Below are 19,607 nucleotides of genomic sequence, written 5' to 3'. Positions count from 1 at the left end.
CAGCTTTTAAAGCTGCTTTTTTTTGTTTAAAACCTGTTGAATAAGTCTTAGTATTGTCAATCAATTAATAGCCTACATTATCTTAAAATGAATTAACTTTGTGCTTTTAATTTTCTAATCAACAGAGCACATAATGATTCATTTCTTCGGAAACCAAAATAGCAAAGTTTTTGCTGTTCAAGCAACAAAAGAATTATCAACGGAAACCATTTCTAAACTGACATGGTTATTTGGCGACCAGCCTAAAATAGAACAAGCATCAATAGATGCTTTTTTTGTTGGTCCCAGAGCAGCAATGATTACTCCGTGGAGTACAAATGCTGTAGAAATTACCCAAAATATGGGAATTGATGGTATCTTAAGAATTGAAGAGTTCACAAACTGTGCAGAAGACTTCAAAGGTTACGACCCTATGATTTCTGAAAAATTTTCAGGATTGAATCAAGAAATCTTCACGATTGACATTCAACCTGAAGATATTAAACAAATTGAAGATATTTCAGCATATAATGAAGCTGAAGGTTTGGCGCTTAGTGATGAAGAAGTTGCGTATCTCGAAGGTGTTTCAAAACGTATTGGCAGACCGTTAACGGATTCTGAAGTGTTTGGGTTTTCTCAAGTAAACTCAGAGCACTGTCGTCATAAAATATTCAATGGCACATTTGTTATTGATGGAGAAGAAAAAGAAACCTCTCTTTTCAAACTTATAAAAGAAACCTCTAAACAAAACCCTAACGACATTGTTTCGGCATACAAAGACAATGTCGCTTTTATAAAAGGCCCAGTTGTTGAGCAATTTGCACCACAACGTGCAGACGTACCAGATTACTACGCAACTAAAGATTTTGAATCTGTTATTTCTCTGAAAGCAGAAACACATAATTTCCCAACAACCGTTGAGCCTTTTAATGGTGCTGCCACAGGTTCTGGTGGAGAAATTAGAGATAGATTGGCTGGTGGAAAAGGATCTTTACCATTAGCAGGAACAGCGGTTTACATGACCTCATATTCAAGATTAAATGAAGAGCGTCCATGGGAAAAAGCATTTCCTGAGCGTAAATGGCTATACCAAACTCCAATGGACATCTTAATTAAAGCCAGTAACGGAGCTTCAGATTTTGGTAACAAGTTTGGTCAGCCATTGATTTGTGGATCAGTTCTTACTTTTGAGCATGATGAATCAAATGACGTTTCGACGGCAAGCAACGGAATAGCTAGAAAACTAGGTTATGACAAAGTCATTATGCTGGCTGGTGGTGTTGGTTACGGCAAACGCGACCAAGCTATTAAAGAAACACCTGTAGCAGGTGACAAAATCGTTGTTTTAGGCGGTGATAATTACCGAATTGGTATGGGAGGTGCAGCAGTATCATCGGCTGATACTGGTGAATTTGCCTCTGGTATTGAATTGAATGCTGTACAACGTTCTAACCCTGAAATGCAAAAACGTGCCGCTAACGTTGTGCGTGGTATGGTAGAAAACGAAAAAAACGATATCATTTCCATTCACGATCACGGAGCTGGTGGACACCTCAATTGTCTTTCTGAACTTATTGAAGACACAGGTGGTTGCATAGATTTAGATCAACTCCCTGTTGGTGACCCAACCTTATCTAACAAAGAAATTATCGGTAATGAGTCCCAAGAACGTATGGGTTTATTGATTGCTGAGAAAAACTTAGACCATATAAGCAAAATTGCCGAGCGAGAAAGATCACCACTTTACACAGTTGGTGATGTTACCGACGATAAGCACTTTTGTTTTGAATCTAAAACCAAAGGAGACAAACCTATGGATTTGGATTTAGAGGATATGTTTGGTAGTTCACCTAAAACTATAATGAAGGATACTACCGTAAAAAAAGAATATACCGACGTTGCTTACAGTAGAGATAAGTTTTACGATTATTTAGACCAGGTTTTGCAACTCGAAGCTGTCGCTTGTAAAGATTGGTTAACAAACAAGGTTGACCGCTGTGTTGGTGGTAAAGTTGCCAAACAACAATGTGCTGGCCCTTTACAATTACCTTTGAACAATGTCGGAGTTATGGCATTGGATTTTAAGGGAAAAGAGGGTATTGCGACTTCAATTGGGCACTCGCCTATTTCGGGATTAATTAATCCTGAAGCTGGTAGCAGAAATTCAATTGCTGAAGCGTTGACTAACATTATTTGGGCACCATTAAAGGATGGATTGAAAAGTGTGTCGTTATCTGCCAACTGGATGTGGCCTTGTAAAAACGAAGGTGAAGACGCACGTTTGTATCAAGCTGTAAAAGCTGTGTCGGATTTTGCAATAGATTTGGGCATCAATGTCCCAACAGGAAAAGATTCACTTTCGATGAAACAAAAATATCCTGATGGTGATGTTATCTCTCCTGGTACAGTAATCATTTCTGCCGCTGCTAATTGTAACGATATTACTAAAGTTGTAGAACCCGTTTTTCAAAAAGGAAAAGGTTCAATTTACTATATCAATTTATCACAAGATTCGTATAAGTTGGGAGGAAGTTCTTTCGCTCAAATCAATAATAAGATTGGTTCCGCTACACCAAATATTAAGAGTGCAGAGTACGTCAAAACCGTTTTTAATACGATTCAAAAATTAATTAAGAATGATAAAATTGTTGCTGGACACGATGTAGCTTCAGGTGGTTTAATCACAACCTTGTTAGAACTCTGTTTTTCAGATAATAACTTAGGAGCAGAACTAAATCTCACAGGCCTACAGGAAGAAGATTCATTTAAAGTTCTTTTTGCCGAAAATGCAGGTATTGTTTTTCAAGCTGAGGATAATTCAGTAGAAAGCATTTTAAAAGATGCCAACATTGAGTTCCACAACATTGGAAAAGTAATGAATAGTGATGCTTTGGGCATTATTAATGGTAATGAATCGTTTAACATGACCGTCTCGAAATTAAGAGATATGTGGTACAAGACCTCTTACCTACTCGACCAAAAGCAAACGGCTAATGGATTGGCAAAAGAGCGTTTCAACAATTATAAAAAACAGCCCCTAGAATATACTTTTCCAGATCATTTTACAGGGCAACTTCAAGACGTCATTGCGAACGAAGTGAAGCAATCTGTTTTTAGTGATGAGATTGCCACGTCACAAAAAAGTTCCCTGTCTGCCGACAGGCAGGCTCGCAATGACAGTACGCGACCAAAAGCTGCAATCCTAAGAGAAAAAGGAAGCAATTCAGAACGCGAAATGGCAAACGCCATGTACTTAGCTGGTTTTGATGTTAAGGATGTGCATATGACCGATTTAATTTCGGGAAGGGAAACGCTTGAAGACATTCAGTTTTTAGGAGCCGTTGGTGGTTTTAGTAATTCGGATGTATTGGGTTCTGCCAAAGGTTGGGCTGGAGCGATTAAATACAATGAAAAGGCAAACAAAGTCATTAAAGATTTCTTCGAAAGAGAGGACACACTTTCTGTTGGTATTTGTAACGGAGCACAATTGTGGATGGAATTGGATCTTGTGAATCCAGATCATGACGAACATGGAAAATTAACCTACAACGATTCTGGTAAGCACGAAAGCGTATTTACATCGGTGAAAATTCAAAAAAACAATTCTGTAATGCTTTCTAGCCTGGAAGGCTCAACTTTAGGTGTGTGGATTTCCCACGGTGAAGGTAAATTCAAATTGCCTTACTCAGAAGACAAGTATGATATCGTTGCTAAATATGGTTATGATGCTTATCCCGCAAATCCTAATCATTCAGATTTTAACACTGCAATGATGTGTGATGCTACAGGTCGTCATTTGGTCACAATGCCACATATAGAACGCTCCATCTTTCAATGGAACTGGGCGTATTATCCAAAAGACAGAAAAGATGAAGTTTCACCTTGGCTTGAGGCTTTTGTGAATGCTAGGAAATGGATTGAAAATAAATAAGGACATTTAAATTTTAGTTATTAATATTTTTGTCGTAATTTACTTACATAAGCAATGTAGGTATGACACTAAAGTATTATAAGACTGATAGGGTAAGTTCTTTAGTGGAAGAATTTTTCCATCTCACTTTTGATGATAGCGATCTGCCATTTGAATCTACCGTTTTGCCGGTGTGTTCTACAGCAATTACCTTTATTTTTAAAAATCAACATAGATTTATTTATAAAAAAAAAGAGACCGAGCTCAGTGGACTAATTGTGACTGGTCAATTCTATGAATCATTTCAGTTTTTAGTTGAAGAAAAAGGGCATTCTTTTGGAATGATGTTGCATCCAACTACATTATATAAGTTAACAAAATTAGATGTTTCAAAAATTAAGAACAAACATGTGCTTCTAGATTCTTTTTCCAAAGAGCTACATAATTTGCTCAATACTATTTTTATAGAACATGAAAGTGACATACCCAAATTAGTTCAAAATTTAAAGCAAGCCATTTTAAAACTACCCAATGAAAATGATTCTGTTGTAGATATAATTGACGGGTTAATAGCTCATATCCATTCTAAAGAAGGTATGCTAAACACCTATGACTTGTTAGCTTACGTAGATTTTAGCCAAAAGACTCTTGAAACCCATTTTAAGAACATCGTTGGGTTAACTCCTGGCAGATATATACGCTTATATCGTTTTGTGAAGTTAATGCGTAAATACGAGAGCAATACTATAAAGTTAAAAGATTTAATCTATATGTATAATTATTACGATCGTTCTCATTTTACCAGAGACTTTAAACATTTTATGAAGCAGTCACCAAAGGACTATTTTAAAACCGAACATCCATTCTTAAATAAATATTTAAACAAGTAGCATTTCGATAATTTACATCAAATCGTCATTTATTGTATTTACATTTGATGAGATACTTTTTTTTGCTAATAAAGGGTTAATTACTTAGGGAAATGCTTACAATTTATTAGTAATTAGGGTTAAAAGTATCATTTATATTAAAGGGCTTTAACTTTCGTTAAGGCCCTTTGATTTTTCTGCATTGAGTATTTAAAGCACTGTCAACAAAAGAGCTCTACTTTATTTATAAATTTTGACTCTTTAAAATAATAACTGTAAATTTCATATTTTCGCAATATCCCTTAACTAGTATCTTTATATATGACAGAAGTAACTCGTCTTTTTGATTTTCCCTATTACCAATTAGAGCATAAACCCAATAAAAGTGCATTGGTTACCAAATATGATGGTAAATGGACACCGATGTCTACCAAAGAATACCTAGAAAAAGCAAATGCTGTGAGTCGTGCCCTTTTAAAAATGGGTGTGCAGAAAAATGACAAAATAGCTGTTATATCCTCAACTAACAGAACAGAATGGAATATTATGGATATAGGGATTCTTCAAACTGGTGCGCAGAACATTCCTATTTATCCGACTATTTGTGCTGAAGATTACGAATATGTACTCAATCATAGCGAGTCTATTTATTGTTTTGTTTCAGACGAAGAAGTGCTTGAAAAAGTTAGAAAAATCCAAGACAAAACTAAGTTAAAGGAAGTGTATTCATTCAATACCATTAATGGGTGTAAACACTATTCTGAACTGTTTGAATTAGGAAAAGATGAAATTAATCAACCAGAAGTTGAAGCAAGAAAAGATGCCGTTAAGCCCGAAGATCTGGCAACGATTATCTATACATCTGGTACAACAGGACGACCAAAAGGAGTCATGCTTTCTCACTGGAATATCACAAGTAACGTATTGGATAGTACTCCAAGAGTACCTCTTCCACCTACAGGTGAAACCAGAGTTTTAAGTTTTTTACCAATCTGTCATATTTTTGAGCGCGTACTCATATATGTATATCAATATGCAGGAACTTCAATCTATTTTGCAGAAGCACTAGACAAAATTGGTGATAATGCTAAAGAGATAAAGCCTAATCTTATGAGTGTTGTCCCACGACTATTGGAAAAAGTTTTTGACAAAATAATGCTTAAAGGCGAAGAACTCTCTGGCATTAAAAAAGGTTTGTTCTTTTGGGCCGTCGGCTTAGGTGAGCAATGGGAGCCCTATGGAAAAAATGGTGCTTGGTATGAGTTTAAACTAAAAATAGCCAATAAATTAATCTTTAGTAAATGGCGAGAAGCTCTTGGTGGCGAGTTAGGCACAATGGTATCTGGCAGTGCAGCGCTTCAACCAAGATTGGCGAGAGTTTTTGGCGCAGCTGGCATGCAAGTAATGGAAGGCTACGGTTTAACGGAAACCTCTCCTGTAGTTTCCGTTGGTATGTACAAGGACAAACATTACAAAATAGGTACCGTAGGTAAACCAATAGATAATGTAGAGGTAAAGATTGCTGAGGATGGTGAAATCTTAATTAAAGGACCAAATGTTATGATGGGTTACTACAAAGATCCTGAAATGACTGCGGAAGTTATGACGGGAGATTACTTTCATACTGGTGATAAAGGTGAAATTGATGAGGATGGTTTCTTAAAAATCACTGGTCGTAAAAAAGAAATGTTTAAAACCTCTGGTGGAAAATATATTATTCCAACACTTTTAGAAAACGATTTAAAACAGTCCTTATTTATAGAACAGGTTATGGTTGTTGGTGAAGGTGAAAAAATGCCATGTGCACTCATTCAGCCTAATTTTGAATTTGTTCGGGATTGGATAGAACTAAAAGGGCACAACGTAGGGAATACCGAACAAGAAATCTCTACTTCTGAAATTGTGATTGAACGTATTCAGAAAGAAGTTGACAAATACAACAAGAAATTTGGGAAATGGGAACAAATAAAACGTTTTGAACTCACACCAGAAGCTTGGACCATAGAAGAAGGTCACCTTACTCCTACCATGAAAATGAAGCGTAGTGTTATACGCGAAAAGTATGATGCACTTTATGAAAAGATTTATAGATCCTAAATTACATTGTAATCCATTACCTACTCATTATTAATACTTTAGGCATTTTGTTATATATTTAGACATACTAACTAAATTATATAATATTATGAAAACAAAAACTTTTGTAATTGCAGGACTGGTAGGTGGTGTTGTAGATTGGCTTTTAGGCTGGCTATTCTATGGCATTATATTCTCCGACATTTTTCCACAACCAGAGGAAGGTTCTAATGCTTTATTGTACATAACGCTAGGGTGCTTCTCTTTTAGTTTCTTTATGTCTTATATTTATAATAAGTGGGCACAAATTACTACGCTCGCTACTGGTGCAAAAGCAGGTGCCATAATAGGCCTCTTTATGGGACTAATAGCCAACTTCTTTAATATGGCAATGGATACGAGTGCAGACTTTCAAACATTTGCTACAGATATTGCCATATCAATCGTTATGGCTGCAATTGTGGGTGCTGTGATAGGTCTAGTAAACGGAAAAGTGAATTAAGGCCCATACACCTTACCCAATAAATTTTAAGCGTTTCTCACCGAAACGCTTTTTATATAGAACAATTTTAAATAAATTTATTATGCACGCATAGTATTTTTTATTATCTTTGGAATTCATTAAAACTATATGAAAGACAAAACCATCGATTACATACTGAGAACCACATGGTTAGCAGTTAACAAAATGTACAACGAGGAAGCTGCAAAATTCAGCTCTACAATGGCTACCGGGTTTGCTTTATTGAGTATAGACCCAGAAAATGGTACACCTTCAACATCTCTTGGTCCTAAAATGGGTATGGAAGCCACTAGCTTATCTCGCACATTAAAAATGATGGAGGAAAAAGGTCTAATCATTAGAAAGCCAAATCCAGAAGATGGCCGTGGGGTTTTAATCCATTTAACCGAATTCGGAAGGGAAAAAAGGGCTTATTCTAGAGAGAAAGTGTTGACTTTTAATGAAACTATTAGAGCAAATGTCACTGAAGATGAACTGATAGGTTTTTATAAGGTAGCGGAAATCATCAACAACATGATTTCAAATAAACAAATTTACAACCAAAACGAACACAGTATAAAATAAGATGAGTAAACGAAGAATAAATAAAATAGCTATTATTGGTTCAGGTATTATGGGAAGCGGCATTGCTTGCCACTTTGCCAATATTGGTGTTGATGTACTTTTATTGGACATTGTTCCGAGAGAATTAAATGAAAAGGAGAAAGCAAAAGGTTTAACCTTAGAAGACAAAGCAGTAAGAAATCGTTTAGTAAACGATGCACTTACCGCTTCCATTAAATCCAAGCCTGCTCCACTCTATCATCCGTCTTTCAAAAATAGAATTACAACAGGTAATCTTGAAGACGATATCGCTAAAGTTGCTGATGTTGATTGGATTATGGAAGTCGTTGTTGAACGTTTAGACATTAAACAACAGGTTTTTGAAAAACTAGAAAAGCATAGAACACCAGGAACGTTAATTACATCAAACACATCTGGTATTCCTATTAAGTTTATGAGTGAAGGTCGTAGCGAAGATTTTCAGAAGCATTTCTGTGGCACTCACTTCTTTAATCCTGCACGTTACTTAAAATTATTCGAGATAATTCCTGGACCAAAAACAGATCAAGACGTTTTAGATTTCTTAAATGAATACGGTGAGAAATTCCTTGGAAAAACCTCTGTAGTTGCCAAAGACACTCCTGCTTTTATCGGTAACCGAATCGGGATCTTTAGTATTATGAGCTTATTCCATACTGTAAAGGATATGGATCTTACCGTTGAAGAAGTTGATAAACTAACTGGACCAGTTATAGGTCGACCAAAATCAGCAACCTTCAGAACGGTTGATGTTGTTGGATTGGACACTTTGGTTCATGTGGCAAATGGTATTAAAGAAAACTGTCCTGATGATGAACGTAACCAATTATTCGTACTTCCCGATTTCATCAATACCATGGTAGAAAATAAATGGTTAGGAAGTAAAACCGGACAAGGATTCTACAAAAAAGAAGGAAAGGAAATTAAAGCCTTAGACCTTAACACCTTAGAGTATAGAGAAAAGCAACGCGCAAAATTTGCAACTTTAGAATTGACCAAAACTATTGATAAGGTTGTTGATCGTTTTGAGGTTTTGGTAAAAGGAAAAGATAAAGCCGGTGAATTCTATAGAAAGAGTTTCGCTGCGCTATTTGCTTATGTATCTAATAGAATACCAGAAATCACTGATGATCTATACAAAATAGATGACGCTATGAAAGCTGGATTTGGATGGGAACACGGTCCTTTTCAAATTTGGGATGCCATAGGTGTTGAAGCTGGTATAGAAATGATGAAAGCTGAAGGTTTAGAGCCTAATGCTTGGGTCAATGAAATGTTGGAATCTGGCAGCAAGTCTTTCTACACCGTAAAGAATGGTGCGACTTATGCCTATGACATTCCTTCAAAAGCACAACAAAAAATCCCAGGTCAAGATAGTTTTATCATCCTTGATAATATTAGAAAATCAAACGAGGTCTTTAAAAACTCTGGAGTTGTAGTAGAAGATTTAGGAGATGGCATTCTTAATGTAGAGTTCCAATCAAAAATGAATACTATAGGTGCTGACGTCCTAGCTGGTCTGAATAAAGCTATCGACATTGCCGAAAAAGATTTCGCAGGATTGGTCGTTGGTAACCAAGCGGCAAATTTCTCAGTTGGAGCCAACATAGGCATGATTTTTATGATGGCTGCAGAACAAGAGTATGATGAGCTAAACATGGCTATTAAATATTTCCAGGATTCAATGATGCGAATGCGTTATTCAGCCATTCCAACTATAGCTGCACCTCATGGTATGGCACTTGGTGGAGGATGTGAATTATCCATGCATGCGGACAAAGTAGTAGCTGCAGCAGAAACTTACATCGGTCTCGTTGAATTTGGTGTTGGAGTTATTCCTGGTGGTGGAGGTTCTAAAGAAATGGCCTTAAGAGCTCAAGACACTTTTAGAAAAGGTGATGTTGAATTGAATGTGCTTCAAGAATATTTCTTAACTATCGGAATGGCTAAAGTAGCGACTTCAGCTTACGAAGCTTTTGATTTAGGTATCCTTCAAAAAGGAAAAGATATTGTTGTTGTAAATAAAGACAGACAAATAGCAACGGCTAAAGCTCATGCAAAATTATTAGCTGACGCAGGCTATACACAACCTGTAAAACGTAAAGACATTAAAGTATTGGGGAAACAAGCTTTAGGTATGTTCTTAGTAGGTACAGATTCTATGGAAGACAGTAACTACATCAGTGAGCATGACCAAAAAATCGCCAATAAATTGGCATATGTGATGGCTGGTGGAGATTTATCCGAGCCAACTTTAGTAAGCGAGCAGTATCTATTAGATCTAGAACGCGAAGCATTTTTGTCATTGTGTACAGAACGTAAAACGTTAGAACGTATTCAGCATATGTTAAAAACAGGAAAACCGTTACGTAATTAGACCCCTTAGAAGGTTAGATTTCTAGAATGTTAGAAATCTAAAAAGTCTAAAAATCTAATTATCTAAAAAATCAAAATTATGAAACAAGCATATATAGTAAAAGCATACAGAACAGCAGTTGGTAAAGCACCAAAAGGTGTATTCCGATTTAAAAGAGCTGACGAACTTGGAGCTGAAACCATTCAGCATATGATGAAAGAATTACCAAACCTTGATGTCTCAAGAATTGACGATGTTATTGTTGGTAATGCAATGCCAGAAGGTTCGCAAGGATTAAACATGGGACGATTTATCTCCTTAATAGGATTGAACAGTGTTGACGTACCTGGTGTAACCGTAAACCGTTTTTGTTCTTCGGGAATTGAAACGATTGGAATTGCCACAGCAAAAATTCAAGCCGGAATGGCCGATTGTATCATTGCAGGCGGGTCTGAAAGTATGAGTTCCGTACCAATGACAGGTTTTAAACCAGAATTGAACTATGATACTGTAAAAGCTGGTCACGAAGAATATTATTGGGGAATGGGAAACACGGCTGAAGCGGTTGCTAAGCAATTCAATGTCTCTCGTGAAGACCAAGATGAGTTTGCGTACAATTCACATATGAAAGCTTTAAGAGCACAGGAGGAAGATCGTTTTCAAGATCAAATTGTACCAATCACTGTTGACGAAACATATATTGATGACAATGGAAAAAAGGCAACAAGATCTTATACTGTAACAAAAGATGAAGGTCCGCGTAAAGGAACTAATAAAGAAGCTTTAGCAAAATTAAGAGCTGTATTTGCCCAAGGCGGTAGTGTTACCGCAGGGAACTCTTCTCAAATGAGTGATGGTGCAGCCTTTGTTATGGTGATGAGCGAAGATATGGTTAAAGAGTTAGGTATAGAGCCTATAGCACGACTTGTAAATTATGCTGCGGCTGGTGTTGAACCTAGAATAATGGGTATCGGTCCAGTAAAGGCCATTCCAAAGGCATTGAAGTTAGCAGGCCTAAAACAAGAGGACTTAGAACTGATTGAATTAAATGAGGCATTTGCATCACAATCTCTAGCTGTAATTAGAGAATTAGACTTAAATCCTGACATCATTAACGTTAATGGTGGTGCTATCGCTTTAGGTCATCCACTTGGATGTACTGGAGCTAAACTCTCTGTACAATTATTTGATGAAATGCGTAAGCGCGACATGAAAGGGAAATATGGTGCAGTAACCATGTGTGTTGGTACAGGACAAGGTGCTTGTGGGATATTTGAATTTTTAAATTAAAAGAACTTAATACAATACTTATAAAATGGAAGCAATTGAAAAAGATATCCTTCGTGGAGGTCAATTCTTAGTTAAAGAAACAAAATGTGAAGACGTTTTTACTCCTGAAGATTTTTCTGAGGAGCAAAAAATGATGAAAGAAGCGGTTATGGAATTTAATGACCGTGAAATTATTGCACATAAAGACAGATTTGAAGCTAAAGATTATGCGCTTACTGAAGAAGTGATGCGTAAAGCCGGTGAATTAGGATTTTTGGGTGTTGCAGTTCCTGAAGCCTATGGAGGTTTAGGCATGGGATTTGTTTCTACATGTTTAACATGTGATTACATTTCATCTGGTACAGGTTCTTTCAGTACGGCTTTTGGCGCTCATACAGGTATTGGCACTATGCCAATTACACTTTATGGTACAGAAGAGCAAAAACAAAAGTATGTTCCTAAACTAGCGACTGGTGAGTGGTTTGGTGCTTATTGCTTAACTGAACCAGGAGCAGGTTCCGACGCGAACTCAGGTAAAACTACAGCAGAGCTAACAGAAGACGGAAAAGCTTATAAAATCAATGGGCAAAAAATGTGGATTTCAAACGCAGGTTTCTGTAGTTTGATGATCGTTTTTGCGCGTATTGAAGATGATAAAAACATTACTGGATTCATAGTTGAGTACGACCCAGAGAATCCGAATGGTATTGTTTTAGGAGAAGAGGAACATAAATTAGGTATTAGAGCGAGTTCTACGCGCCAAGTATTCTTTAATGACACAGTTGTGCCAGTTGAAAATATGTTAGCAGGTCGTGGCGAAGGCTTTAAGATTGCAATGAATGCCTTAAACGTTGGTCGTATAAAATTAGCTGCAGCTTGTTTAGATTCTCAACGAAGAATACTTACTACTGCTGTTAACTATGCTAATGAACGTAAACAATTTAAAACTCCTATCGCTGACTTTGGTGCTATAAAAATGAAATTAGCCAAAATGGCTGCTGATGCTTATGCTGGTGAATCTGCAACATATAGAGCTGCAAAGAACATCGAAGATCGCATAGCTATTAGAGAAGCTGCAGGTAATTCTCATCAAGAAGCAGAACTTAAAGGTGTTGAGGAATATGCTATTGAGTGCTCAATATTAAAGGTGGCTGTTTCGGAGGATGTACAAAATTGTGCAGACGAAGGTATTCAAATCTTTGGTGGAATGGGATTCTCTGAAGAAACACCAATGGAAGCGGCTTGGAGAGATGCTCGTATTGCCCGTATCTATGAAGGTACAAATGAAATCAACAGAATGTTGTCTGTTGGTATGTTGGTGAAGAAAGCTATGAAAGGGCACGTAGATCTTTTAGGTCCTGCAAAAGCTGTTCAAGAAGAATTAATGGGTATTCCTTCGTTTGATACACCAGATTATTCAGAATTGTTTTCTGAAGAAAAGGAAATGGTAGCAAAACTTAAAAAGGTATTCTTAATGGTAGCTGGTGCTGCTGTACAGAAATTTGGCCCTGAGATGGAAAAACATCAACAATTATTGATTGCTGCTGCAGATATATTAATTGAAATCTATATGGCAGAGTCTGCAATTTTAAGAACTGAGAAGAACGCAAAGCGCTATGGTGAGGATGCGCAATCTGTTCAAATTGCAATGTCTAAACTGTATTTATATAACGCTGTAAATACCGTTGAAGATAAAGGTAAAGAAAGTATTATTTCTTTCGCTGAAGGCGATGAGCAACGTATGATGCTTATGGGCTTAAAGCGTTATACAAAATATCAAAATTATCCGGACATCGTTGACTTAAGAAACGAGATTGCTGAAAGAGTAAAAGCAGAAAATAAGTACTGCTTTTAAATTAAGTTTAAGTTAGAAATGAAAAAGCCAATTCAATTGAATTGGCTTTTTTTATTTATTTTAAAAACTACTAGCTTAATATAGTATGGTCTTTTCAGAAACAGTACCTTGATCTGTTTCAATTAAGATAATATAAGTGCCTTTAGCGCGTTGATTATTAAAACGAATTTCTTGTTTAGATGTGTTTTCATCTAATGATTGGCTGTAAATTAATTGGCCTGAAATACTATAGATAAACAACTCCTTTAATATGGTATTAGAAGGACTATTGAGCGTTAAGATGTTTGAGGCACTGTTGTAATAAATACTAAAATCAGTTATTTCACTCTCATCTTTAGGTAAATCAGGAGAAGATTCTACAGGGACTCTAAAAACCAATTCAAAGCGATCAAAGTATTCACCTGCATCTGCATAAAACTCATAATCACTATCTCTTAAGTTATGGTAAACTTCAAGCTCTTTATCAAATATATATAGGTTGAAATCTCCAGAAATATTTTCTAGCGCATCAATACCAATACTATTCATACCGTCATCATTGGTGTGAAATCCTAGAGGAAAATTTGATGTTTCATCTACAACATTTGTACCTTGAATGGTAAATAACTGACCTTCAATTAACCAATACATGTCATCATATTCTGTTTCATAATACTCACCATCATATCCCCAATCTATGCCAGAAGTAGCATTTTCATCCTCTGTTAAAAGCAACTGTCTGTGCATAGTGCTTGGTGCTGTAAAACCTAATCGAATCTTACGTCTATTGTCGTCAGGAGAATTAAAGTATGAAGACTTTTCACTTGCTGAGTAAGAACTATCATATGTAGCTCTATCTTTCGCAAATGACTCTCCAATAAAAATAATAGAAACTAGTACTAGTCTAAATACTATTTTAAGCGTAGAAGTTTTCATAAGTAGGTTTTTACAATTCATCTATACAAACAAACTGAATATTCTTTGTGTATCAACATTGCTTCTGTAAAAAGTACGATAAATCGTTAAAACTCATAGCTATGTAATTTTTATCGATGAAGCGTAATAATAGCCTGATTGCGTGTTTATAGCATATTTAGCTATATAACATTAAAAATATTATGATAAATTTTGTTGTAGTAATTAAACCTATCCTCGTTTTTTTAACTCAGATAATTACTATATTTAAACAATCAATCTTGCTATCTGATGAAATATTTATTTTTAACCCTGTGCACCTCGCTTATTACTGTTGTTCATTCACAATCTGAAACAGAAATTTTTTACTTTGATCTTGAGAACAATGGTGAAAAAATTGAAGTTAAAAACGGTAAAAATATTTCGAACAACAAAGGTTATGATAATCAACCATCGTTTATCGATGATGAAAAAATATTATATGCCTCAACCAGAAATGGACAAACCGATATTGCACAATACCAAATTAACTATAAAGCAAAAATTTTCATTAACTCAACTGAAGGAGGGGAATATACGCCAATAAAAATTCCTAATAAAAACGCTGTTTCTGCAGTAAGATTAGATACAGACGGAAAACAACGTTTGTATTCCTATAATTTAGGCAATGGTGAATCTACTGAACTTATAGAAGATCTAGTAGTTGCCTATTATACTTGGTGTAATGAGAATACTATTGTTTCTGCTGTAATTGAAGATGAAAAACTCAACCTATATGTAACTGATATAACAAATGGTAAAAGTGAAAGATATGCTACCAATGTTGGACGCTCATTTCATAAAATACCCAACTCTAATTTAGTAAGTTTTATTTACAAGGAAAATGATAAACAATGGCAGATAAGATCTTTAAATCCTCAAACAGGTAGAACAAGACTCATCGCTTATACGATTGAGGGTGTAGAAGATATTTGTTGGTTAGATAACAAAACTATAATTACAGGAAAGGAAGAAATACTATATAAATTAACACTAAAACAAGACAATAATTGGAAAAAAGTCGCTGACTTGTCTTCTTATGGAATTACAAATATTTCACGTTTAGCGGTTAATAACCAAGCAACAAAGCTCTTAATCGCAGCCGAAACAGATACCATTAATGATAATTCCGCAACTCACTTGCCTGAAAATATAAACACTGAAAACCCAAACACAGACACAATAATTACAGAGGTAAAAGCTGAAGACATTGTACAAAAACATATAGAGCCCTTTAATAATAAGAATTTGGATGAATTTGTTGATGCCTTTGCTTATAACGTCGAGGTTAATCAATTTCCAAACGAGCCAATGTATGCTGGCATAAATACACTTGAGGAAAACTATAAGAACTTCTTTAATAATTATGCGAAGGCACATGTAAAAGTCCTAAATCGCATGGCTTTAGACAATATTGTTATTGATGAGGAATTAGTGACCATTAATAATATGACGATTAGACAAGCCACAATTTATGAAGTTGAAAGAGAAAAAATAAAATCCATGACCTTCATTCGGAATAAAAACACATCCTCAAACCCAGAAATTATTGTGAATAAACAATTAGAAAAATACAATGAAAGAAACATCAAAGGCTTTGTTGAAACTTATACTGAGGATATAAAACTGTACAAACTACCAGAGACAATTACTTTAGAAGGTCTATCGGCTCTAAAAACAGAATATGGATTATTTTTTCAACAAACACCAGATCTAAATGCTGAAATTGTTAACAGAATAGTCCTTGGCAATAAAGTCATAGATAAGGAAAAAGTTATAATTAATGGTCAAACATTTTACGCCATCGCTATCTACGAAGTTAATGATGGTTTAATTTCTAAAGTTACCTTTGTTCAATAAAACTTAGTATAAATTAATTCTCAAAAAAATCAAATGAAAAATTTAATTACTATAATATTCTTAACATTTTCTATTCTACTGATTGCTCAAACGGATCCAAAAATCTACGATATCATTGAAGCCGTTTCAGAAGAAAGGTTACGCAACGATGTAAAAACCTTGGCGGATTTCGGTACTAGACACACGCTCAGCGATACACTTTCAGATACAAGAGGTATTGGTGCGGCTCGTCGGTGGATAAAATCACAATTTGATAATATTTCTAAAGATTGTAACGATTGCCTAGAAGTGTTCTTTCAAAAAGATTTGGTTGCTAAAGGCACCAATCAACGGATTGTTAAAGACGTTATGGTCGTTAATGTGGTAGCCATTCAACGTGGTACAAAATACCCAAACCGTTACATTATTATGAGTGGTGACATAGATTCGAGAGTATCAGATCCAACAGATTTCACGTCAGATTCACCAGGTGCCAACGATAATGCTACAGGTATGGCAGGCGCCATTGAAGCAGCTAGAGTATTATCAAAATATAAATTTGAAAGCAGTATCGTTTACCTAGGTCTTTCTGGCGAGGAACAAGGCTTATTTGGTGGACAAGGCATGGCAAGATATGCACAAGAAAATAACTGGGATATTATTGGTGTTTTAAATAATGATATGATTGGAAACATCGAAGGAGTTGATGGAGTCATTGACAACCGAACGTTTCGAATCTTCTCTGAACCTATTACAACCGCCGAAACGGCTCCTGAAAGATTGGCAAGACAAGCACGAGGAAGACGATTTTATGGTGGTGAAGTCGATGGCATTTCTCGCCAATTGGCACGTTATGTGCATAAGACCACAGAAACTTACATGCCAGAAATGAATCCAATGATGGTTTACAGATTAGACCGTTTTGGTCGTGGTGGACATCATAGACCGTTTAATGATGTTGGCTTTGCCGGCATCAGAATAATGGAAGCGCATGAAAATTATACACAACAACATCAAGATATTAGAACCGAAAACGGAATAGATTACGGAGACACATTTGAGCATGTTAACTTTCCATATTGTAAAAAATTAACTGCGGTCAATGCCATCACTATGGCAAGCCTCGCCTCTGCTCCACCTGCTCCAAGTGAAGTTGGTATTGGAGGTATCGTAGAGCCTTCAGCAAAATTAAAATGGAACAAAGTTGATGGTGCAACTGGCTACAAAATCTATTGGAGAGATACTACCTCTCCGACTTGGGACCATAGTCGATACGTTGGTGATGTCACGGAATTTACTTTAGAGGGAATAGTTATTGATAATTTCTTGTTTGGTGTCGCAGCCGTTGGTAAAGATGGACATGAAAGTGTGGTGGTATTTCCAAATAAGATTATTAGATAAAGTATGATGGGTAGAGCTCATTTAAAATCATTGATTCCCGAATTCTTTTTAATGGCTTCGGTACTTTACTATTGGACGCTGACCTCTAACCTCTTCAATCCATTTGCTATTGGGTTGTTAGCTTTACTTACTTTTCAGATTATAGGTAAAAAATCCACATTAGGTTTGGTGATTTCTACTATAGTTATATTACTTACCTTATTTATGGTACTTGCTTTGATTTCAGAATTATCTGAATTTAGTGAAGCCACCCAAAATTTTAATAATCTCTTGATTTTTGGTTCCCTATATCTCGGCACTACTTTAATCATGGCTAGTGCAATGTTCTTTAAATATTTAAAACAAAAAATTAACTAATAGTGAAATACCCAAATAAAACCATGTCGCTTAAATATATTGTATTACTATGTTTTATAACATGCTTCTCATGCTCAGAAGCACAGTTACTTCAAGATAAAACAGAGTTTACAAGACAAGATACACTTAGAGGAAGTATTACTCCAGAGCGCGAATGGTGGGATTTAACCTATTACCACTTAGATGTTGAAGTTAAACCAAATCAGAAATTCATTTCAGGTAAAAACACCATTCAATACAAGGTATTAAAACCGCATCAGGTCATGCAAATTGATCTTCAAGTACCAATGCAAATGCTGAAAGTACTTCAAGATGGAAAAGAACTCGAAGTAAAACATGATGGTAATGCACATTTCGTTCAACTTAAAAAGAATCAAAATAGTGGTGATATTAATACTTTAGAGGTGCATTACGAAGGCTTTCCACGTGAAGCCAAACGCGCACCTTGGGACGGTGGATTTTCTTGGAAGAAAGATAAAAACGGGAAGCACTTTATTGCAACATCCAATCAAGGATTGGGTGCAAGTGTTTGGTGGCCTAACAAAGATCATATGTATGATGAAGTGGATAGTATGCTAATCAGTGTAACCATTCCTAAAGGATTGACTAATGTTTCCAACGGTCGTTTACGCAAACTCGAAGATTTAGGAGACAAATTAAAATCGCATTGGTTTGTGTCTAACCCAATCAACAATTATAGTGTTAATATCAATATTGGTGACTATGTCAACTTTTCAGAAGTATATGATGGTGAAAAAGGCGAATTAGATATGGATTATTGGGTACTCTCCTATAATCTCGAAAAAGCCAAAGAACACTTTAAAGATGCACCAAAAATGATGGAAGCTTTTGAACATTGGTTTGGGCCATATCCCTTTTATGAAGACAGTTTTAAGCTCGTTGAAGTGCCCTACTTGGGTATGGAGCACCAAAGTTCTGTTACTTACGGAAATAAGTATCGAAAAGGGTATTTAGGTAGCGATTTATCGCGTACAGGTTGGGGCTTAAAGTTCGATTTTATTATCATTCACGAAGGTGGCCACGAGTGGTTTGCCAATAATATTACGAATAAGGATGTTGCTGATATGTGGATTCACGAAGGATTTACAGCTTACTCAGAAAATCTGTTTTTAGATTACTATTACGGTAAAGAAGCGTCTGCGGATTATGTCATTGGTACACGGGCCAATATTCAGAACGACAGACCTCTCATTGGTTATTACAATGTGAACAAAGAAGGCTCTAGCGATATGTATTACAAAGGTGCCAATATGTTGCACACCTTAAGACAATTGATTGAAGATGACGACTTATGGAGAGACATTCTTCGAGGCTTGAATAGAGATTTTTATCATCAGACCGTGACTACAAAACAAATCGAAGATTATATCAGCGAGAAGACAAATAAAGATTTATCAGCGTTTTTTAACCAGTATCTGCGAGACGTTCGCATCCCAAATTTAGAGTATAAAATTGAAAATGGTGAACTAAAATTTCGTTATATGAATATTGTTGAGAATTTCGATATGCCAATAGAAGTTGAAATTGGTGGTAAAACAGAATGGATTTTCCCAAGCTCGGAATGGAAAACCAAAGCTATTAAAGGTGAAGACTTTAAAGTTGATAGAGACTATTATATTTATTCTAAACGAATCTAA

The 19,607-nt window shown here is 35.8% G+C and carries 13 protein-coding genes; 12 read left to right on the top strand and 1 reads right to left on the bottom strand.

Features of this window, described 5'->3' with window-relative positions; all coding sequences use genetic code 11:
* Positions 1-133 precede the first annotated feature (133 nt).
* From purL to F1003_RS10995, 8 genes are all read left to right on the top strand, one after another.
* Positions 134-3,910, top strand: coding sequence for a phosphoribosylformylglycinamidine synthase (gene purL, locus F1003_RS11030; RefSeq protein ID WP_155089478.1), 3,777 nt, complete (start codon positions 134-136; stop codon positions 3,908-3,910).
* A 62-nt stretch (positions 3,911-3,972) separates the two neighbouring features.
* Positions 3,973-4,779, top strand: coding sequence for a helix-turn-helix domain-containing protein (locus F1003_RS11025; protein ID WP_155089477.1), 807 nt, complete (start codon positions 3,973-3,975; stop codon positions 4,777-4,779).
* Positions 4,780-5,079: 300 nt separating this feature from the next.
* The gene (locus F1003_RS11020) at positions 5,080-6,855 is read left to right on the top strand and encodes an AMP-dependent synthetase/ligase (protein ID WP_155089476.1); all 1,776 of its coding nucleotides are present in this window, start codon (positions 5,080-5,082) and stop codon (positions 6,853-6,855) included.
* Between the two features lie 88 nt (positions 6,856-6,943).
* On the top strand, positions 6,944-7,336 hold the full coding sequence (locus F1003_RS11015) for a hypothetical protein (protein WP_155089475.1): 393 nt from the start codon (positions 6,944-6,946) through the stop codon (positions 7,334-7,336).
* Between the two features lie 129 nt (positions 7,337-7,465).
* Positions 7,466-7,921: a MarR family winged helix-turn-helix transcriptional regulator gene (locus tag F1003_RS11010; protein WP_155089474.1), complete on the top strand. Its 456-nt coding sequence runs from the start codon at positions 7,466-7,468 to the stop codon at positions 7,919-7,921.
* 1 nt (position 7,922) lies between these two features.
* Positions 7,923-10,316 carry a 3-hydroxyacyl-CoA dehydrogenase/enoyl-CoA hydratase family protein gene (locus tag F1003_RS11005; RefSeq protein ID WP_155089473.1) on the top strand — a complete coding sequence of 798 codons (2,394 nt, stop codon included), beginning with the start codon at positions 7,923-7,925 and terminating at the stop codon, positions 10,314-10,316.
* A gap of 78 nt (positions 10,317-10,394) precedes the next feature.
* Entirely contained in the window at positions 10,395-11,585 is a 1,191-nt protein-coding gene (locus F1003_RS11000; RefSeq protein WP_155089472.1) for an acetyl-CoA C-acyltransferase, read from the top strand.
* A gap of 25 nt (positions 11,586-11,610) precedes the next feature.
* Positions 11,611-13,419, top strand: coding sequence for an acyl-CoA dehydrogenase FadE (locus F1003_RS10995; RefSeq protein WP_155089471.1), 1,809 nt, complete (start codon positions 11,611-11,613; stop codon positions 13,417-13,419).
* Positions 13,420-13,494: 75 nt separating this feature from the next.
* Here F1003_RS10995 and F1003_RS10990 read toward each other — a convergent pair whose 3' ends face one another.
* Positions 13,495-14,334, bottom strand: coding sequence for a DUF8693 domain-containing protein (locus F1003_RS10990; RefSeq protein WP_162306961.1), 840 nt, complete (start codon positions 14,332-14,334; stop codon positions 13,495-13,497).
* A gap of 270 nt (positions 14,335-14,604) precedes the next feature.
* Between F1003_RS10990 and F1003_RS10985 the strand changes: the two genes are divergently transcribed.
* From F1003_RS10985 to F1003_RS10970, 4 genes are read left to right on the top strand one after another with little or no spacing between them, the layout of a single operon-like run.
* Positions 14,605-16,212 carry a nuclear transport factor 2 family protein gene (locus F1003_RS10985; protein ID WP_155089469.1) on the top strand — a complete coding sequence of 536 codons (1,608 nt, stop codon included), beginning with the start codon at positions 14,605-14,607 and terminating at the stop codon, positions 16,210-16,212.
* A gap of 33 nt (positions 16,213-16,245) precedes the next feature.
* Positions 16,246-17,592: a M28 family peptidase gene (locus F1003_RS10980; protein WP_155089468.1), complete on the top strand. Its 1,347-nt coding sequence runs from the start codon at positions 16,246-16,248 to the stop codon at positions 17,590-17,592.
* A 3-nt stretch (positions 17,593-17,595) separates the two neighbouring features.
* Complete coding sequence (locus tag F1003_RS10975; protein WP_155089467.1) at positions 17,596-17,949, top strand: hypothetical protein; 354 nt, start codon at positions 17,596-17,598, stop codon at positions 17,947-17,949.
* Positions 17,950-17,972: 23 nt separating this feature from the next.
* Positions 17,973-19,607 carry a M1 family metallopeptidase gene (locus F1003_RS10970; RefSeq protein WP_155089632.1) on the top strand — a complete coding sequence of 545 codons (1,635 nt, stop codon included), beginning with the start codon at positions 17,973-17,975 and terminating at the stop codon, positions 19,605-19,607.

Source organism: Winogradskyella ouciana (genome assembly GCF_009709615.1).
Taxonomy (GTDB): domain Bacteria; phylum Bacteroidota; class Bacteroidia; order Flavobacteriales; family Flavobacteriaceae; genus Winogradskyella; species Winogradskyella ouciana.
The sequence above is the reverse complement of the archived record's forward strand: the minus strand, read 5'-3'. Positions and strand labels throughout refer to the sequence as shown.

Excerpts from the sequence above, each read along its gene's own strand:
- purL (WP_155089478.1), top strand. The coding sequence starts at position 134 with ATGATTCATTTCTTCGGAAACCAAAATAGCAAAGTTTTTGCTGTTCAA.
- F1003_RS10985 (WP_155089469.1), top strand. The coding sequence starts at position 14,605 with ATGAAATATTTATTTTTAACCCTGTGCACCTCGCTTATTACTGTTGTT.
- F1003_RS11005 (WP_155089473.1), top strand. The coding sequence starts at position 7,923 with ATGAGTAAACGAAGAATAAATAAAATAGCTATTATTGGTTCAGGTATT.
- F1003_RS10995 (WP_155089471.1), top strand. The coding sequence starts at position 11,611 with ATGGAAGCAATTGAAAAAGATATCCTTCGTGGAGGTCAATTCTTAGTT.
- F1003_RS10980 (WP_155089468.1), top strand. The coding sequence starts at position 16,246 with ATGAAAAATTTAATTACTATAATATTCTTAACATTTTCTATTCTACTG.
- F1003_RS11020 (WP_155089476.1), top strand. The coding sequence starts at position 5,080 with ATGACAGAAGTAACTCGTCTTTTTGATTTTCCCTATTACCAATTAGAG.
- F1003_RS11000 (WP_155089472.1), top strand. The coding sequence starts at position 10,395 with ATGAAACAAGCATATATAGTAAAAGCATACAGAACAGCAGTTGGTAAA.
- F1003_RS10970 (WP_155089632.1), top strand. The coding sequence starts at position 17,973 with ATGTCGCTTAAATATATTGTATTACTATGTTTTATAACATGCTTCTCA.
- F1003_RS11010 (WP_155089474.1), top strand. The coding sequence starts at position 7,466 with ATGAAAGACAAAACCATCGATTACATACTGAGAACCACATGGTTAGCA.
- F1003_RS10990 (WP_162306961.1), bottom strand. The coding sequence starts at position 14,334 with ATGAAAACTTCTACGCTTAAAATAGTATTTAGACTAGTACTAGTTTCT.
- F1003_RS10975 (WP_155089467.1), top strand. The coding sequence starts at position 17,596 with ATGATGGGTAGAGCTCATTTAAAATCATTGATTCCCGAATTCTTTTTA.
- F1003_RS11025 (WP_155089477.1), top strand. The coding sequence starts at position 3,973 with ATGACACTAAAGTATTATAAGACTGATAGGGTAAGTTCTTTAGTGGAA.
- F1003_RS11015 (WP_155089475.1), top strand. The coding sequence starts at position 6,944 with ATGAAAACAAAAACTTTTGTAATTGCAGGACTGGTAGGTGGTGTTGTA.